Origin of the sequence: Atopobium minutum 10063974, from assembly GCF_000364325.1 — a bacterium.
GTDB lineage: Bacteria > Actinomycetota > Coriobacteriia > Coriobacteriales > Atopobiaceae > Atopobium > Atopobium minutum.
This window is the reverse complement of record NZ_KB822534.1, coordinates 87516-101778: the sequence shown is the minus strand read 5'-3', so window position 1 is coordinate 101778 and position 14263 is coordinate 87516. Positions and strand designations below refer to the sequence as shown.

Below are 14263 nucleotides of genomic sequence, written 5' to 3'. Positions count from 1 at the left end.
CCGAGAAACCCTCCTATGAAGCGATTGCAGCGAAAGTATACCGATCTCCCAAACTCTGCCCTATCGATATGTTCGCTTTGTCATACAATACCTCCCTTACGGTTGTTGGTATGCCGTAAGGGAGGTAAATTAAACCATCATTGCAGGTAGCGGAAGGTATAGGATCTGCTTCAGCCGGCTTTTCAGTCAGCTTGCTCCAGCCAGCTTGCCCCATCAGATCTGCTCCAGCCAGCTTGCTCCATCAGCTTTCCCGTCAGTTTGTCTGTTAGCTTGTTCCGCTGAGTGCTGTTCCGCCCACATACAGAGTGTATCCATTGGCAACTACATTAGTGGCAGTACCGCTAAACTTGCTTACGTGGCTGTCGGTGGTAAGCGTCCAGGTGCTCTTGCTATCAAGCGTAACGGTAACAGTGCCAACTTCAGTGGAAACGGTCTTGTCGTTAGCGTTTGTAATAGTGCCGTCAATGTAACCTTTAAACGTGGAACCATTGCTGAGGTTCAATGCAAGTGTGGAGTTATCACCAACCAGTACTGCTCCTGCTAAATCCTGGTCAGAGGCATTGAACGTAGCCTGGTTGTTGCCGCCATTCCAGCCATCATCGCAAACAGAAATGAGAACGTTGTTGGCGTCTTCGTTGGTCAGTGTAACGCCGTTCAAATCAATGTCTGCGTTGGTGTTGGTAACGTGGAACATGTGACCATTTTTGCTGGCAAGGCTTCCGCCGGTCATCGAGAAGGTCGAGTTGCCACTTGCTGCGTCGCCGGACATGGACTGATACATCATGATGGTGTCCAAAAAGGTTGCATTGCCGTTGCACTTGGTGTTGTTTGCGGTAAGGTCGCAATCCGTCAGCTCAATAGAGTTCAGGCCTTCAATGCACACGCCCTCGGAAAGGTTAGAGACAAGCGTTGCATTGGCAACGTGAATCTCGGCGGTAGAGTAGATTGCTGGAGACCCAAGTCCATTGGATGTATAGCTGCCGCCATCTACGTATACCGTTCCGCCGCCTCTGTCGGTTCGGATTGCTGCGGAAGAACGCCCGCTTGTGGTAACCGTTACGTTAGAAGCATTGGTAACGCCTCCACCTGTTGTCATGGTGCCGCCGGATCCATCGCCTGTTGTAGCGATGATGCAGTCCTTGATAACAACCTTGGTGCCATCACCAGCAGCACCATTGTGCCCGCCGTTACCACCGTAACTAAAGACGCCATTAGCACCGTTTGCGCCAGATGTAATGGTGAGATTAGTCAGGGTGGTTGTGGAGCCACTTTCAACGAGAACCGCTGCGTTCTGGCCATAAAAGTTGCAATTGTCTCCGCCGTCAGAATCGCCGGTCTTATCGACCGTACAATTGGTGATGGTTACTTCGTCTGCGGTGTTGACCAAAATTGCATTTTCATCGGCGGTGGTGCTGGTAATCGCATAGCCATCGAGGGTTTGCTCGGCAGTAATTTGTATGGCTCCAGAAGCCTTTTTGGAGCTTTGACCAGCGCCTGTAGTCGCATCGTTGGCGGCTGCATCATTTTTTGCACTGCACCCAGCAATGCCAAAAGCCATCAAAGCAGGCAGACCAAGTACTACGTCTCTTCTCGTGTATTTCATAATGAACGTCTCCTTAGCTCTATAGGTATGCAGGGGAGGCGAGGGATGAATAGTTGAACGGGTTGCTTCCCCTGCATCTGATGAGATAGTAGGGGACCAAGATTGAACAAAGATTGAAATCAAAGTAACGCTAACACTACTTTGAAGGTTTTATGGGGAGTACAACTTTGCAGTGTACTTTGCCATCAGCGCAAGAAATATCAATGCTTCCGCCGTGCTTATCGACAATAGCTTTGGCAATGGAAAGACCCAGTCCATAATGCTGGCCTTCACCACTACGTGCCTCATCTACACGATAAAAACGATCAAAGATATGCGCTAGTTGTTGTGCTGGAATTTCTTCTCCATCGTTGGCAATGCTCAGAACAGCGCTGTGTGCCACTTGCTTGAGGGTCACATCAATGTGGGTGCCCGTTGCATGGTTTACTGCGTTGTCCAGTAGTACCGATATAACTTGTGCTAGTTGATTTTTATTTCCTGTAAGAAGAATGCCCTCGTCAATGCTGCTTTGAAGCGTTTTACCCTTCTCAAAAGCAATGGTTTCAAAAACAAGGACTTCTCCCGTAACGACGCGAGAGAAGTCAAGCGCATCCATGCTGACGTTTTTGTTTTCTGCACTTGACAAGTCAAGCAGCTGTTTTATCAGTTTGCCCATGCGATCGTTTTCGTACTGGATGTTAGAAAGCCACTCGTTTTGGCCAAGCTCTCTGGACAGCAGCTCTGCATTGGTGCTAATTACGGCAAGGGGCGTCTTGAGCTCATGGCTTGCGTCTGAGATGAATTGCTTTTGCTGTGCATCATTTTCTTCCAGAGGGCGAATGATTTCCTTTGCCAGGAGAGCGGCAACAAAAAATAGCACCACAAGAGACACCCCGCCAACGATAAGGGCAGTGCGCATCATCGTTTTAAGGCCGCCTTCTGACACGGTGTTGTCCATAAATGCCACAAGGGTATAGCCATCCTTTTGGCTTACCACATAGGAGAGGTTATCTTTTCTTCCCGCCGTGTGCTTCTCGTCCAAAATTTGACACGCCAGAGTCACTAGCTGGTCATTTGAGTAAACGGTTTTATTGCCGTCATACACAGAAAGTACGCTTCCATTGGACGAGAAGGCAACCGAGTAGAACGTAGAAAGCTGATAGTCCGGTCTGTCTTCTGGTTGTTGATCGTTTGGCTGGCTACTTGGCTCCGCTTGGTTTTCTCGCTTAGTGTCCGCAGGAGATTCAGTGGGATTTTCCACTGCTGGCTGCATGGAATACTGATTGACATACCGATTGAGCATGTCCATGTTTTTCTGTCTGATCTCCTGAGAGCTGGCAAACAAGATGACAGACAGCGTTGTCACAAACAAAAGGACAAGCGAAACCATAGTAAACAGAATGATTTTTCTTCTGGATTGCCTAAACAGTTTTCTCCCTCAATTCATATCCCAGCCCGCGAACCGCTTTTATCTCTACCTGCGAGCCAACAAAGCCAGCCTTTTGCGGGTGAAAGACATGTAGACTTCCACGTTGTTATATTCCGCGTCACTTTCAAACCCCCAGATCTTAAGGGCCAGTTGATCGCGCGTCATAATCCGACCGTGGCTTGTCATCATATACTCTAAAATGCGCAGTTCCTTCTCGGCCAGACGAACGCTCTGCCCAGAAACATCACAGCTCAGCGTGGCTGTGGAAGTGTCAAGCGTTATATCCCCAAAGTGCAGCACGCTGTCTTGGAAATTGGTGCTTCTTCGCCCCAAAGCGCGCAGGCGGGCGAGAAGTTCTGCCGTTTGAAAGGGCTTTGTGAGGTAGTCATCCGCACCGGTATCAAGCCCCTCGACCTTGTCGTCCAGTTGGCTTTTTGCCGTCAGCAGCAAAATGGGGATGGTCATGCCTTTGCGTCGCGCCCTGCGAGCAACTTCAAAGCCGTTCATCTGAGGTATCATGACATCAAGGATTGCAAGGTCGTATATGCCGCTTTCCAGGGCGAGAAGGGTAGAAACACCATCCGCCATATGATCGACGTCATAGTTTTCCTGTTGTAGCAGGACAACTAGGGCTGTGGCCATTCTTTTTCATCTTCGGCGAGAAGGACGCGCATGGTATCACCGCCTTTGAGCATCGCTAGCTTTGACATTGCGGCTTTGACACCATACTACCCAAAAAGCCAGCACCTATCGTCTCGTGCAGCATTCTTGCGATAATTGCACGGTGTTATGCCAACAACGTTACAAAAGATCGATGCAAACCTTGAGGTATTCGTGTATCCAGTTTCAAGTGCGGTTGAGCTTGCAATGGATGAGAGAAACCAGTATAGACTTTAAAAATGAAGGGACCTAGCATTCCTTGCTGATAGGCCAAAAAAATGGTATAAAGATATTGGTCTTTCTCGATAGGAAGGCTTCCAAGTGCCGGGGACGTTTTCCCCGGTTTTCTTGTTTTTAGGAGCTATCGTGCAAGAGCTAAGCATCTTTATAGATGAGTCGGGTAGCGATGGGCTGAAAGACCAATATTATCTGTTAACGCTTGTATTTCACGAACAAAAAAATGATATTTCTAAAAGCGTTGGACTCTACGAAAGTTCACTTGCAAAGAAAGGCTTACCTAACATTCCATTTCATGCATCCCCGCTTCTTAACGGTCACGATAGATATACAGGAATGGAAATTGCAGACCGAAAGAGATTGCTGTTTGCGTTTAGAGTATTTATTAGACATATGCCAATTAAGTACACCTGTATTGCTCTAAAGACCAAAGATCATCCAACAACAGATGACATTTCAAATACGATGCGTCGGCAGCTGGTAGATTTTCTGTTTGACTCACTTTCTTATTTTCAGTCATTTGATGCCGTAAAAATCTATTACGACAACGGTCAGCAATCTGTAGCGGAAGCAGTACATAAAGCAGTTGATTATGTCCTCGCAAAAGATGCCATTACTTACCGTGGTGCATCTCCAATTAATTACCGGCTTTGTCAGATAGCCGACTACATTTGCACAATGGAGTTTACAGCATTGAAATATGCTGATAAGACTTCTACTTCAACCGATGAGAAGTTCTTTGGGTCTTGGTCACAGTTCAAACGAGGCATCTTGAAAGAGATTCGATTAAAGCGGATTTAGCAGCTATTTGTTATTGTTACTCGTTCATCTTTAGCAGTATTCTCACTATTACCTTTATCGTTCACTACGACGCTCGTTTACTCCCATCACCCCTGCTATGTACTACACATGGTATGCTGCATGTGAAAAATCAAAAAGTCACTGCAGCGTCGCTTGGCGTTGTGAAGGTTTTTGCATCTCAAACAAATGCACGCGGAGTGTCTCTATGGAATCATTTGAACTTGTTATGGTGCTGCTTGCTGGAGTTATTCTCGCTTCTCTTGCAGAACAGCTGATACGTCCCATGTCTTTGCCGCTTGTTCAGATTGCAACAGGCTTGCTGGCTGCACTGTTGCTACCTCGCGTAGCCAATGTTCGCATAGACTCGGAACTGTTTTTAGTGCTCTTTATTGCTCCGTTGCTCTTTAATGAGGCGCGCGAATCAAGCAGGCATGAACTACGTACCAATCTATCGGCCATTCTTTCACTGGCAATTGGATTAGTGGGTGTCACGGTGCTAGTGGTAGGCTTTGTGCTTAACATGCTCGTGCCCTCAATTCCGCTTGCTGCGGCTTTTGCCTGCGCGGCAGCTCTTGGCCCTACCGATGCCGCTGCTGTCAGTGCGCTTGGTTCAACAGTGCACCTCACAAAGCGTCAGAAAGCACTACTCTTGGGCGAGTCGCTTATGAACGATGCTTCGGGAGTCGTGTGCTTTCAATTTGCCATTGCTGCCGCCGTAACCGGTGCGTTTTCTGCTGCGGAGGCTGGGTTCACGTTTGTGGTGATGTTCTTTGGTGGTATTGCGTTTGGCATAGTGGCGGGCTTTGTGGCGTTTTTGGGCGTAAGCCTTTTACGTCGTCGTGGCTTAGAAAACAATATTGTGCACGTGCTTTACGAGGTATTTACACCATTTTTGATATTTCTTCTCGCGGAAGAACTAAGCGTTAGTGGCATTCTTGCTGTAGTGGCAGCGGGTTTGGTTATGGCTCGACACACGCCACGACTTACTACTACGGAACAGGCTAAACACAACGTACTTTCCAATGGGTTTTGGGAAATCATTGCATATGTGATCAACGGCGTTGTTTTTGTGCTACTGGGTATGCAGCTTCCGCAAGCGCTATCACCTACCGTTACCGGTGGCTATGGTCCGCTCTACCTTATAGGCATCATCGTAGTGCTTACAGCGCTTGTGATGCTAGCCCGCTTTGTGTGGGTGTTTGTCATGGAGCTGGGCCATCGTGATCCAGAAATGGGCCAGCGCAAAATTACTCAGCTATCAGCATCGTTCAAAGAGACCCTTACAGAGGCTGTCAAAGAGGCCCTGGTAACCACCATTGCTGGTCCAAAAGGTGCGCTTACACTGTCTATTATCTTTACTATCCCGCTTACCTTAGAAAATGGGGAAGCCTTTCCTGAGCGTGAGTTTATCATCCTTGTTACGGCGGGAGTTATCCTTTGTACGCTCATTCTTGCAGATGTGCTCTTAGCGCGTTTGTCGCCATCGCAAGAAACAGGGGCGAGTGAGGAAACCATCAAGTGCTTTGAGGTTATGGTGCTCAAAAACACCATCTCAGAGCTGGAGTCAAAAATCGCCCACGGATCTCATCCGGAATATGAGCCCGCAACGCGCGTGGTGCTGGGTAGCTATCGAACGCGCCTCATCAAGGCTCAGCTGGAGATAGCGCAATACAGTGATGCCATGGCCACGCTTATTCGCAACACGCTAGCGGTTCAGCGGAAGCGTTTTGATGAGCTGGAGCGAGAAATGCTTGCACATGTGTCTGCTCAGGCGGCTGCACCCTATTATACCTTGCTCAAAAATATTCGTGGATCAGTGGGGTATTACGACAAGGGCACTCATGTTGGTTTGCGGCCAGGCAGTCTTTTTATGAAGCTCCGAATGCTCTACGCATATTTAAATCCTCATAAGGTATCTGACGAGAAAATCGAGCTCATGTACTATCAAACCTGTCTGTTTGCCATCGAGCTAGAGTGTGTGGCACTTGACTATCTTGAGGGCGTTTGCGCTGCGGCCGATAGTAGCCAAGATGTTGCTAAGGCTGCTCGTATATTGCTTGATGAGCACCGCAGCATCAAAGAAACCCTCCAAAAACGTGTTGGATACACCGGTGAGCAGCCAGGCGCTGATGCAAGAAGGCTGTTTGAAAGTAAGCAGTGCACGCTCAGCGAACAGTATCGGCTCTCTCACGAATACCTTGCCATGATTACCGCGGCTGCGCTGTCTATAGAGCTGGAAAAAATTGGCGAGCTGCAAGCTACAGAGGTTATCGGTGAAGAGGTAGCGCGAGCGCTTCGCCAAAACGTCTACGTGCTTCAAATGAATACGGGTATTGAGTAATCGGTTTTACAGTAATCGGTCTCACAAGGGGGCATAAATACTCACTTTGCCGTTGCTATCAAATGTAATGGGGGAGAGTACCAAGTTGGTAAACAATGGATGGTGGGGATTGCGAGCCTTGGATGGCTTGCCCACCATATGCCACTGTCTTTTGCTGGTAAGTTGCAAGATCTCTTGCTCGCTTTGCTGCAGATAAACCCGTCGATCTATGTTATTGCCCCATGCAGCTATAAGAAGTGCGTCGGGATAGCGAGCCAAAACCTCCTGGATACCGGCAAGATTTGCTTGGATATACTCTTGGCGTACGTCCTTATTTTTGTGCAGATTAACGGGCTTAGTAGTGCGTTGGGGATACAGGTTGAGCATAAACCAGCCATCATAGCCTTCATCACGCTTGGACTTAAGCAAGCTCATTACGCGATCGATGGTAGGATCGTTTCCGGCGGCTCCTTCGGCATCGGTGGCGGTGCTGGGATTGACGCCAAATACAATGAGCGGCTTTGAACCTGGCACACCTAACACAAACCGAACTGTGTCCTTGTCGCCCACCATAATCTTTTTACCGGGTTGTGCTTGGGCTAGCTTGGAAGCAAGCGCTTTGCGCACGGCTCGGACGGTCCAAGTATTTGTGCTGGTAGGTGCAATGGCAGACATCTCAGCTCCTTGTTGATTGGGCGCATACCTGGATGGATACCGCTTTGTTTAAGTATGCGAGAGGCCATCAGCTGACATAATAACACGGGAATAGTAAACTAACAGCAATACTATGCCCGCAAGAAAAGAGAACAGTCATGTGTGAAGAAACTTCTACGCCCAGCAGGTATCTTGTCGATAACCCCATTGAGCTTCAAGCAGAAACCAACTCTACTAAGCACGCTGATTCCCACATTGTAGTTGAGCCTCTTGCAGAAGAAGAGGTGGATTTTGAGACCTTTAGCAAGTCGGACTTTAGGGTTGTTAAGGTCAAAGAGTGCACGGCAGTTCCTAAGTCTAAAAAGCTGTTGAAGTTCGTGCTGGATGATGGCTCGGGAACCGACCGCATTATTCTCTCTGGCATTCATGCACAGTATGAGCCTGAAGAGCTCGTAGGAAAGACCCTTGTTGCCATTGTTAATCTCCTGCCACGTCGTATGATGGGCATTGATTCCTGTGGCATGATTATTTCTGCAATTCACCAAATAGATGATGAAGAAGGACTTAATGTATTGATGTTAGATGATACCATCCCTGCAGGAGCAAAGCTTTACTAGGTGTGCCTGTGATTTATTAGTACGTATTGGTAAACAACTTTGAGGTGAGGAGACATGGTGGATAGCTCCGTACCAGACTCTCAGAACACTGAGCATATGGATGCTAAAGCTCTGGGGGGGGGGATTCTAAAGACACCCAACATAAGCAGTTAAATCCGTTTTCTAGTGCTCAAAAAGGCAAAGATAAAAAGCCTAAGTCATCCATTGCAAAGGGCATTCGTAAGCTTTTTAAAATGCTCGGCTTAAAGGGCACGCTCATTCTTCTTGCTGTACTTTTTGCAGCACCAGTTCTTATATGGTTTGTAAGTAGTCTGTTCCAACCACCCATTTTTATCAGTTCTTCTCAGCTTACTAAAGTTATTGCTGTTAATAAGCTTTCTGCTATTGAGTATCCCTATGAGGGTGTTGCTGAGTATACTGATGGCATTTACTATGAACGTTTTCCTGTTCATATGCACTATAAGGCAATCGTTACGGTTTCGTTTAACCCTGCGGATGTGCAGTGGAATATTGATAATGAGAAGAAAACGATCACTCTAATTTTGCCTGAATTTACTCATTCAGAACCAGTTATCGATGATTATATTGAGTATCTAGAAGATTGGTCTATGGGCATAGATCCAAAGAAAGCCTTTAATTATTGCAAGCAAGATGCAATAAAAGAAATAGCAGATAAAGTTGACTTAAATAATATGGCTGTCGAGAATGCTCACGCTATGATTGAGGGTCTTACGTATAACCTCGTCAAATCTGGTGGTTATAAACTTGTGTGGCCAGAAGACATGAAACAGGACGAGCAAAAAACAGCAGAAACTACGGGTGATAAGAATGCTGCGTAAATTTGTTGCTAGCTTTGCATCAGTACTTCTTGCTGTTGGTGCCATAGTTTTGCCAGGATGCAAGGCTCAAAATACCGATCTTTCCAATGCTATTCAAGCTGCAAAATGGGCTACGTATGACTGCTATTTTCATGATGTAGCAAAAGGCAAGTTTCACGATAATCTGGCGATACTGATTGGACAAGAAATTTGGTATGAGTATGATGCAAAAGTCCAGTATGGTATCGATGTAAATAAAGTAAAAGTTGGTAAGCCGCATCAGGTGGGGTCAGATCTGGTTGTTACTGTGCAAATGCCAAAAGCCCAAGTTCTTGGTCGCCCAGCTATTCAGCCAGATTCAATTAACTTTGTTGCAAAGACAGGTGGTGCTCTTGTCTTCTGGGCGGATTTGGGTGCCCAAGATAAACAGCAGGTCATCAACGATGCTCAAGACAAGCTTGAAGAAAAGTGCTCCAAAGATACCGATATGCTTGCAAGGGCAGAGAAGCGTGCACAAGAACTGTTGAAGAGCTCTATTGAGGATATTGGCAATGCTACAGACCAAAAATACGTTGTTCAATTTGAAACAATAGACTAATTGTTATTTTGAGCTGTGTCGGAGCATTATTACTATTAATAATGGTTCGACACACTCGTGCTTTCTATGAGAAGCTCAACAACACAGATCATAGAACTGTGCTCTACAGAGAGATACGTTCTAATACGTTCTGTAGTGTTGGACTCTTAGCGCTACAACAAAGGCCAGTAGACTTTAGTCTACTGGCCTTATTTACACATCGGTAAGATTGCTTACTGGATTAAGCAGCCTGAGCATCCATTTGTTTGCTCAGCTACGTGCTTGCCCTACTTTGTGAGGTTCTTCTTATAGTGAAGTACTCCAGCAACTCCAACAAGAGCTAGTGAAAGCAATGCAACAGACAATCCAGCAGTGGTGTTGTCACCTGTTGCAGGAAGAGTTGTTTTTGCACCTATAGTCTTTGCCTGATTTGGAAGAGGCTTGTTGGTGCCAGGAGTTGGTTTGTCAGGCGTTGGATTATCGGGCGTAGGGTTGTCAGGTGTAGGTGGCTGTGGAGTTTGTTTTGCAACCACAGTAACTGTTGCCTGCTTGGTTGTGCTTGCACCCTTGCTATCGGTGACCTTGAAGCTAACGGTGTACTTGCCTACAACGTTTTTGTTAAAGCCACCCTCATCGGTGATCTGAACGGCGTCCTTAAGGTCTCCGTCTTCTTTGTCGGTGGCAGATACGATGAGGCTCTTGAGATCAAGCTCGTCACCTTGGGTGATGGTCTTGTCGCTTACTGTCAGCTGAGGTGCCTCATTCATAACCGGTGCGTCTGCTGTATAGATGGCGTATACGGTAAGAGGCTCAGTAACAATGGTGTTCTCGGTAAATGTCTCGCCGGTACCGTCGGCCTTGGTGTTCCACTCTTTAAATTTATACGTAAGTCCTGATGCGGTAAACGAGGCTGGCGCATCAGCAATAGTGTCGCCCTCTACCGTGGCAGATGGCTTTGTTCCGGTATTAAGCGAGTCATCCTTCAAGGAACCCTTATAAGCTACGCGAGAAGTTCCAAGATTCTGATCACTGGCATCTCCCAAGTTCTTGCTGTTCTTATTAAACGTTACAGGAATGCTGCTAAGAGAAAGAGAGACAGGTGTCTGTGCGTTAACGGCTGGGATTTTCTGCGACAAATCAATGCTCAAACCCCAGAGAGACGTTGTTGGGAGCTTTACATAACCATCAATGAGTCCTGTGATGGTTAAACTTTCTTGTGATTTAAGCAGCTCTAGCGCCTTTGCCTTGGAAACGGACAAAGGAGTGCTATCAATCAAGCGCATCTGCTCATCTTGGATAGTGCGTGCGCTTACATTTGCAATTTTCTTTCCGCCATAAGCACCATTGGTTCTCAGGATGGTACGGATGGTTATATTCCTAGACTTATTGGGGTTTTTGACGGTAAAGGTTGTAGAAGGATCCGTATTGCTTACCAGCTCAGTAATATTCCACTTTTCAGCACCGGTTACTTCTTTTATTTCAAACTTATCCCTTGAAACAGTGTCCAGTGCCATATAAGGCTGGAAGTAATATCCGCTAAAAGTCAGAGGAATCTCTTCAGGAACATCAACACCCTCGGGGATGATAACGTTCAGATCAACCTGCGTATACTTAGCCTGTTTTGCCGAGCTACCCTGATCAGACTGAGTGTTCGTCATGATGGTTGAGCCATTGCCGGTGTACAGCCAGTGAGCAAGGACCTTATTCATTTCAAAGCTTGACTCAAGTGAAATGTCGTATGAGTTCTTGGTCTCGTCAAAGTACAGAGGAATGACGTGGTCGCTGGGATCGGTATCAAGCTGAGGGTTAATCGTTGAACCGGGAACTGTCTGCTGGTCGGTCTTATCCATGTTGATATGAGCAACATTATCGTCTAAATAACTTACTATAGAAGTCCTGTCTATATATACAGGATACAGCTCTGTTACACCATCTTTAATGAGTTCAGAAGCTGTCTTGTTGCCATAATAGAGTTTGGCACCGTCAGTACTGGTATACTTGGCCGAAGGACTCCATCCCAAGAAGTACTGCTTTAAAAGCGTTGCCGCTTTCCCAAGCCGCACCCCTGTTGGTTGAGTCAGAGATTGCTTCGTCTGCGGTAGTAAAGGTAACTGGTACATTGCCAGACGGCACCTTAAACGTTACCTCATAGGGCAGAGCGGCAGGATCTGCCTGGTTGTCTGCGAGTGCAACACAAGGCAAAGCTACTAAAAGCAGTGCTATACCAAGGGCTACACGCAACAGATGCTTTGAAAAATGTTTCATTGCTCAGCCCTTTGCGAATAGAACCATTATTGCTGACTATAAAATGCATTTTTAAGAACATATTATCGCTAGTATATCTGTGCAGCTAGCATATGTATAGCTGAAAATAACATATTGGTACGGCTGAAAATAAAAATTAACCGAAGTATAAAATACTTCGGTTAAGGACAAATGGTAAGGACAGGTGTGTAGGACCAAGTTACGCTTGAGAAGCTCTTAGTGCATGCTACCTGTTTTTCTCGACAAATACCTTAATGGCATTGCTGGCGTAGACTGCAGTTCCTTCTCCAAATGCATCTATATTCTTGCGGAACTCGGGGTTACTTGCGTACCCAGCGCCAATATGACCAAAGACCTCGACGGTGCAGTCAAAACCATAACGACAAATAGTATCCAATAGGTTTTGTGCAAGCAGCTGGTTTTCTGGTGCTTCGGGTGTGAGGTTAGCAGTCTTGTTGGTTGCAAATTGCCTAAAAACCTGATTAAAGGCCTCAGCAGCCTGGTCTTCTTTGCCGTGTTGCCGGCTTAGCGCCTCATCAATAAGCTTATCTCCGTAAAGCTTACGAGCTTGTGATTCATACTTTTTACCGTCGTCACAGGTAAATCCCTTAAACTTTTCTTGTACACTGGCATAAGAATACCTTCCTTTTGTGCCTGAATAGTCTTTTGAAGCGTGGCGATAAGCACATCAAGCTGCACCCGTTGGGACTTAAGCAAAGCGAGCTGATCCTCAAGTAAAGGTAGCCGATTATCTTTGGATTGCACTAAAAGCTTGCCAATGGTAGTAAGAGGAAACCCCAGATACTTGAAATACAAAATGGTCTGTAGGGTATCAAGATCTTCGTTGGTATAGTGGCGATATCCATTGTCCGCCTTATGCGGGACGAGAAGACCAATATGGTCGTAGTATTGCAAGGTCCTCACCGATACGTGTCCAAGCTGTGCTGCTTCTTTGATGTGATACATGCACGCCTCCTTTCGCTTCTGTTATAAAGCCCTACGTTACGTAGTAGTCAGGAGATAGTATGAAAAAATTGGCATTCAATTGGCATTCCAGCGCTTGCGGTGTGCAAAAACTGTGTAAAAGAAAAAAGTTCGCTTTAGTTAACTTATTGCAGTATTATGCTCATTAAGTCAAAGTAAACCACAGCTAACTTATGAAATACAGTACCTACTGCAGAGGTGTCTATCAAGGCCAGTAAAGAAAGCGCATGCGTAAAGCCTAGGTCATAAGTGAGCTGAAGTGGTCTGAGAACAAAAGAGAGAAGTGAGAAATGGTTCATCATACACATGCTCCAAGCGCTGACGCTTCTGCCGTACCTGCTGCGCAAATGTTGCTGCGCGCAGCTCTTCCGGCTTTTACGGCAATTGTCGCCACGTTTCTAGCAGTATTATTGCTGACTGGCTGTACCAGCACAAAGCCTGTGTCCACTGATGGTGGGAGCGCTGCTGGTGCGGACAAAAAGCCTATTGTACTGACTACGTTTACGGTGCTCCAAGACATGGCACAAAACGTTGCTGGTGACCACCTGGATGTACAATGCATTACTAAACCTGGTGCAGAAATCCATGACTATGAACCCACTCCTGATGACATCAAGCGTGCTCAGGGTGCCAACCTTGTGTTGGAAAATGGTCTTGGTCTAGAGCGCTGGTTTGAGAAGTTCATGGCAGACTCTAATGCCAAGCGCGCTAACCTTTCTGAGGGCGTTGAGGTCATGAACATTGCCGAGGGCGAGTATGCGGGCAAAGCAAATCCTCACGCCTGGATGTCTCCCAAGAATGCAGAGATTTACGTGGACAACATCGTAAAGGCTTTTAGTGAGCTTGATCCTGATCATGCTCAGGACTACAAGGACAATGGCGAGAAGTACAAGGATCAAATCCGTCAAGTAGGCGAGGAAATGCAGGAAGGTCTTGCTGGATTGCCTGAGGGTCATCGTACCTTGGTTTCCTGCGAGGGTGCCTTCTCCTATCTGTGCCGCGATGCCGGTCTTTCTGAGGTCTACTTGTGGCCAGTAAATGCAGAGGACGAGGGAACCCCTCAGCAGATCGCTAACGTTATTCAACAAGTAAAAGAGAAGTCTGTTCCTACGGTATTTTGTGAAACAACTGTCAATCCTAAGGCTATGCAGCAAGTAGCGGATGAGACAGGTGCTAAGTTTAACTCTGATGAGGAGCATGCGCTATACGTGGATTCCTTGTCCGAGAAAGATGGTGTAGTTCCTACCTATCTTGAGTTGCTGCGTCACGATGCACGTGTGATCGTAGCCGGATTGAATGGACAGAACTAAGTCAGGAGA

The 14263-nt window shown here is 46.7% G+C and carries 14 protein-coding genes; 6 read left to right on the top strand and 8 right to left on the bottom strand.

Annotated elements, in window-relative coordinates; genetic code table 11:
• Window positions 1-265 precede the first annotated feature (265 nt).
• The 3 genes from HMPREF1091_RS07205 to HMPREF1091_RS07195 all read right to left on the bottom strand — a co-directional run bounded on the left by HMPREF1091_RS07205 (window position 266) and on the right by HMPREF1091_RS07195 (window position 3653).
• Window positions 266-1603, bottom strand: coding sequence for a hypothetical protein (locus HMPREF1091_RS07205; RefSeq protein ID WP_002564149.1), 1338 nt, complete (start codon window positions 1601-1603; stop codon window positions 266-268).
• Between the two features lie 136 nt (window positions 1604-1739).
• On the bottom strand, window positions 1740-2972 hold the full coding sequence (locus HMPREF1091_RS07200; RefSeq protein ID WP_002564148.1) for a sensor histidine kinase: 1233 nt from the start codon (window positions 2970-2972) through the stop codon (window positions 1740-1742).
• An 84-nt stretch (window positions 2973-3056) separates the two neighbouring features.
• Window positions 3057-3653: a response regulator transcription factor gene (locus HMPREF1091_RS07195; protein WP_002564147.1), complete on the bottom strand. Its 597-nt coding sequence runs from the start codon at window positions 3651-3653 to the stop codon at window positions 3057-3059.
• A 384-nt stretch (window positions 3654-4037) separates the two neighbouring features.
• On the opposite strand from HMPREF1091_RS07195, the gene HMPREF1091_RS07190 reads away from it, so the two are divergent.
• On the top strand, window positions 4038-4709 hold the full coding sequence (locus tag HMPREF1091_RS07190; protein WP_002564146.1) for a DUF3800 domain-containing protein: 672 nt from the start codon (window positions 4038-4040) through the stop codon (window positions 4707-4709).
• Window positions 4710-4914: 205 nt separating this feature from the next.
• On the top strand, window positions 4915-7050 hold the full coding sequence (locus tag HMPREF1091_RS07185; protein WP_002564145.1) for a cation:proton antiporter: 2136 nt from the start codon (window positions 4915-4917) through the stop codon (window positions 7048-7050).
• Window positions 7051-7071: 21 nt separating this feature from the next.
• On the opposite strand, the gene HMPREF1091_RS07180 is transcribed toward HMPREF1091_RS07185, so the two are convergent.
• Window positions 7072-7704 carry a DUF1643 domain-containing protein gene (locus HMPREF1091_RS07180; RefSeq protein WP_002564144.1) on the bottom strand — a complete coding sequence of 211 codons (633 nt, stop codon included), beginning with the start codon at window positions 7702-7704 and terminating at the stop codon, window positions 7072-7074.
• Window positions 7705-7841: 137 nt separating this feature from the next.
• Between HMPREF1091_RS07180 and HMPREF1091_RS07175 the strand changes: the two genes are divergently transcribed.
• The 3 genes from HMPREF1091_RS07175 to HMPREF1091_RS07165 all read left to right on the top strand — a co-directional run bounded on the left by HMPREF1091_RS07175 (window position 7842) and on the right by HMPREF1091_RS07165 (window position 9716).
• Window positions 7842-8300, top strand: coding sequence for a methionine-tRNA ligase, beta subunit (locus HMPREF1091_RS07175; protein ID WP_002564143.1), 459 nt, complete (start codon window positions 7842-7844; stop codon window positions 8298-8300).
• Window positions 8301-8533: 233 nt separating this feature from the next.
• Window positions 8534-9139 (top strand): DUF4230 domain-containing protein, encoded by a 606-nt coding sequence (locus tag HMPREF1091_RS07170; protein WP_002564141.1) that lies wholly within the window; start codon window positions 8534-8536, stop codon window positions 9137-9139.
• Window positions 9129-9716: a DUF4230 domain-containing protein gene (locus tag HMPREF1091_RS07165; RefSeq protein ID WP_021736012.1), complete on the top strand. Its 588-nt coding sequence runs from the start codon at window positions 9129-9131 to the stop codon at window positions 9714-9716. Before HMPREF1091_RS07170 ends, HMPREF1091_RS07165 begins: the two co-directional genes overlap by 11 nt.
• Window positions 9717-9982: 266 nt before the next feature.
• On the opposite strand, the gene HMPREF1091_RS08420 is transcribed toward HMPREF1091_RS07165, so the two are convergent.
• The 4 genes from HMPREF1091_RS08420 to HMPREF1091_RS08480 form a co-directional block, all read right to left on the bottom strand.
• Window positions 9983-11716 (bottom strand): immunoglobulin-like domain-containing protein, encoded by a 1734-nt coding sequence (locus HMPREF1091_RS08420; protein WP_002564139.1) that lies wholly within the window; start codon window positions 11714-11716, stop codon window positions 9983-9985.
• Window positions 11679-11960, bottom strand: a complete 282-nt coding sequence (locus tag HMPREF1091_RS07155; protein WP_002564138.1) for a hypothetical protein — start codon at window positions 11958-11960, stop codon at window positions 11679-11681. The genes HMPREF1091_RS08420 and HMPREF1091_RS07155 overlap by 38 nt, the downstream gene beginning before the upstream one ends.
• 226 nt (window positions 11961-12186) lie before the next feature.
• Entirely contained in the window at window positions 12187-12501 is a 315-nt protein-coding gene (locus HMPREF1091_RS08485) for a TipAS antibiotic-recognition domain-containing protein (RefSeq protein ID WP_231289408.1), read from the bottom strand.
• Entirely contained in the window at window positions 12486-12926 is a 441-nt protein-coding gene (locus HMPREF1091_RS08480; RefSeq protein ID WP_002564137.1) for a MerR family transcriptional regulator, read from the bottom strand. The genes HMPREF1091_RS08485 and HMPREF1091_RS08480 overlap by 16 nt, the downstream gene beginning before the upstream one ends.
• A gap of 308 nt (window positions 12927-13234) precedes the next feature.
• On the opposite strand from HMPREF1091_RS08480, the gene HMPREF1091_RS07145 reads away from it, so the two are divergent.
• Window positions 13235-14254 carry a metal ABC transporter substrate-binding protein gene (locus HMPREF1091_RS07145; RefSeq protein WP_002564136.1) on the top strand — a complete coding sequence of 340 codons (1020 nt, stop codon included), beginning with the start codon at window positions 13235-13237 and terminating at the stop codon, window positions 14252-14254.
• The last annotated feature ends 9 nt before the right edge of the window (window positions 14255-14263 follow it).

What these genes read in the sequence shown, in the direction of transcription:
- HMPREF1091_RS07175 (WP_002564143.1), top strand. Translation starts at nt 7,842, where the DNA reads ATGTGTGAAGAAACTTCTACGCCCAGCAGGTATCTTGTCGATAACCCC.
- HMPREF1091_RS07205 (WP_002564149.1), bottom strand. Translation starts at nt 1,603, where the DNA reads ATGAAATACACGAGAAGAGACGTAGTACTTGGTCTGCCTGCTTTGATG.
- HMPREF1091_RS07180 (WP_002564144.1), bottom strand. Translation starts at nt 7,704, where the DNA reads ATGTCTGCCATTGCACCTACCAGCACAAATACTTGGACCGTCCGAGCC.
- HMPREF1091_RS07170 (WP_002564141.1), top strand. Translation starts at nt 8,534, where the DNA reads ATGCTCGGCTTAAAGGGCACGCTCATTCTTCTTGCTGTACTTTTTGCA.
- HMPREF1091_RS07195 (WP_002564147.1), bottom strand. Translation starts at nt 3,653, where the DNA reads ATGGCCACAGCCCTAGTTGTCCTGCTACAACAGGAAAACTATGACGTC.
- HMPREF1091_RS08480 (WP_002564137.1), bottom strand. Translation starts at nt 12,926, where the DNA reads ATGTATCACATCAAAGAAGCAGCACAGCTTGGACACGTATCGGTGAGG.
- HMPREF1091_RS07185 (WP_002564145.1), top strand. Translation starts at nt 4,915, where the DNA reads ATGGAATCATTTGAACTTGTTATGGTGCTGCTTGCTGGAGTTATTCTC.
- HMPREF1091_RS07200 (WP_002564148.1), bottom strand. Translation starts at nt 2,972, where the DNA reads ATGGTTTCGCTTGTCCTTTTGTTTGTGACAACGCTGTCTGTCATCTTG.
- HMPREF1091_RS07145 (WP_002564136.1), top strand. Translation starts at nt 13,235, where the DNA reads ATGGTTCATCATACACATGCTCCAAGCGCTGACGCTTCTGCCGTACCT.
- HMPREF1091_RS07155 (WP_002564138.1), bottom strand. Translation starts at nt 11,960, where the DNA reads ATGAAACATTTTTCAAAGCATCTGTTGCGTGTAGCCCTTGGTATAGCA.
- HMPREF1091_RS07165 (WP_021736012.1), top strand. Translation starts at nt 9,129, where the DNA reads ATGCTGCGTAAATTTGTTGCTAGCTTTGCATCAGTACTTCTTGCTGTT.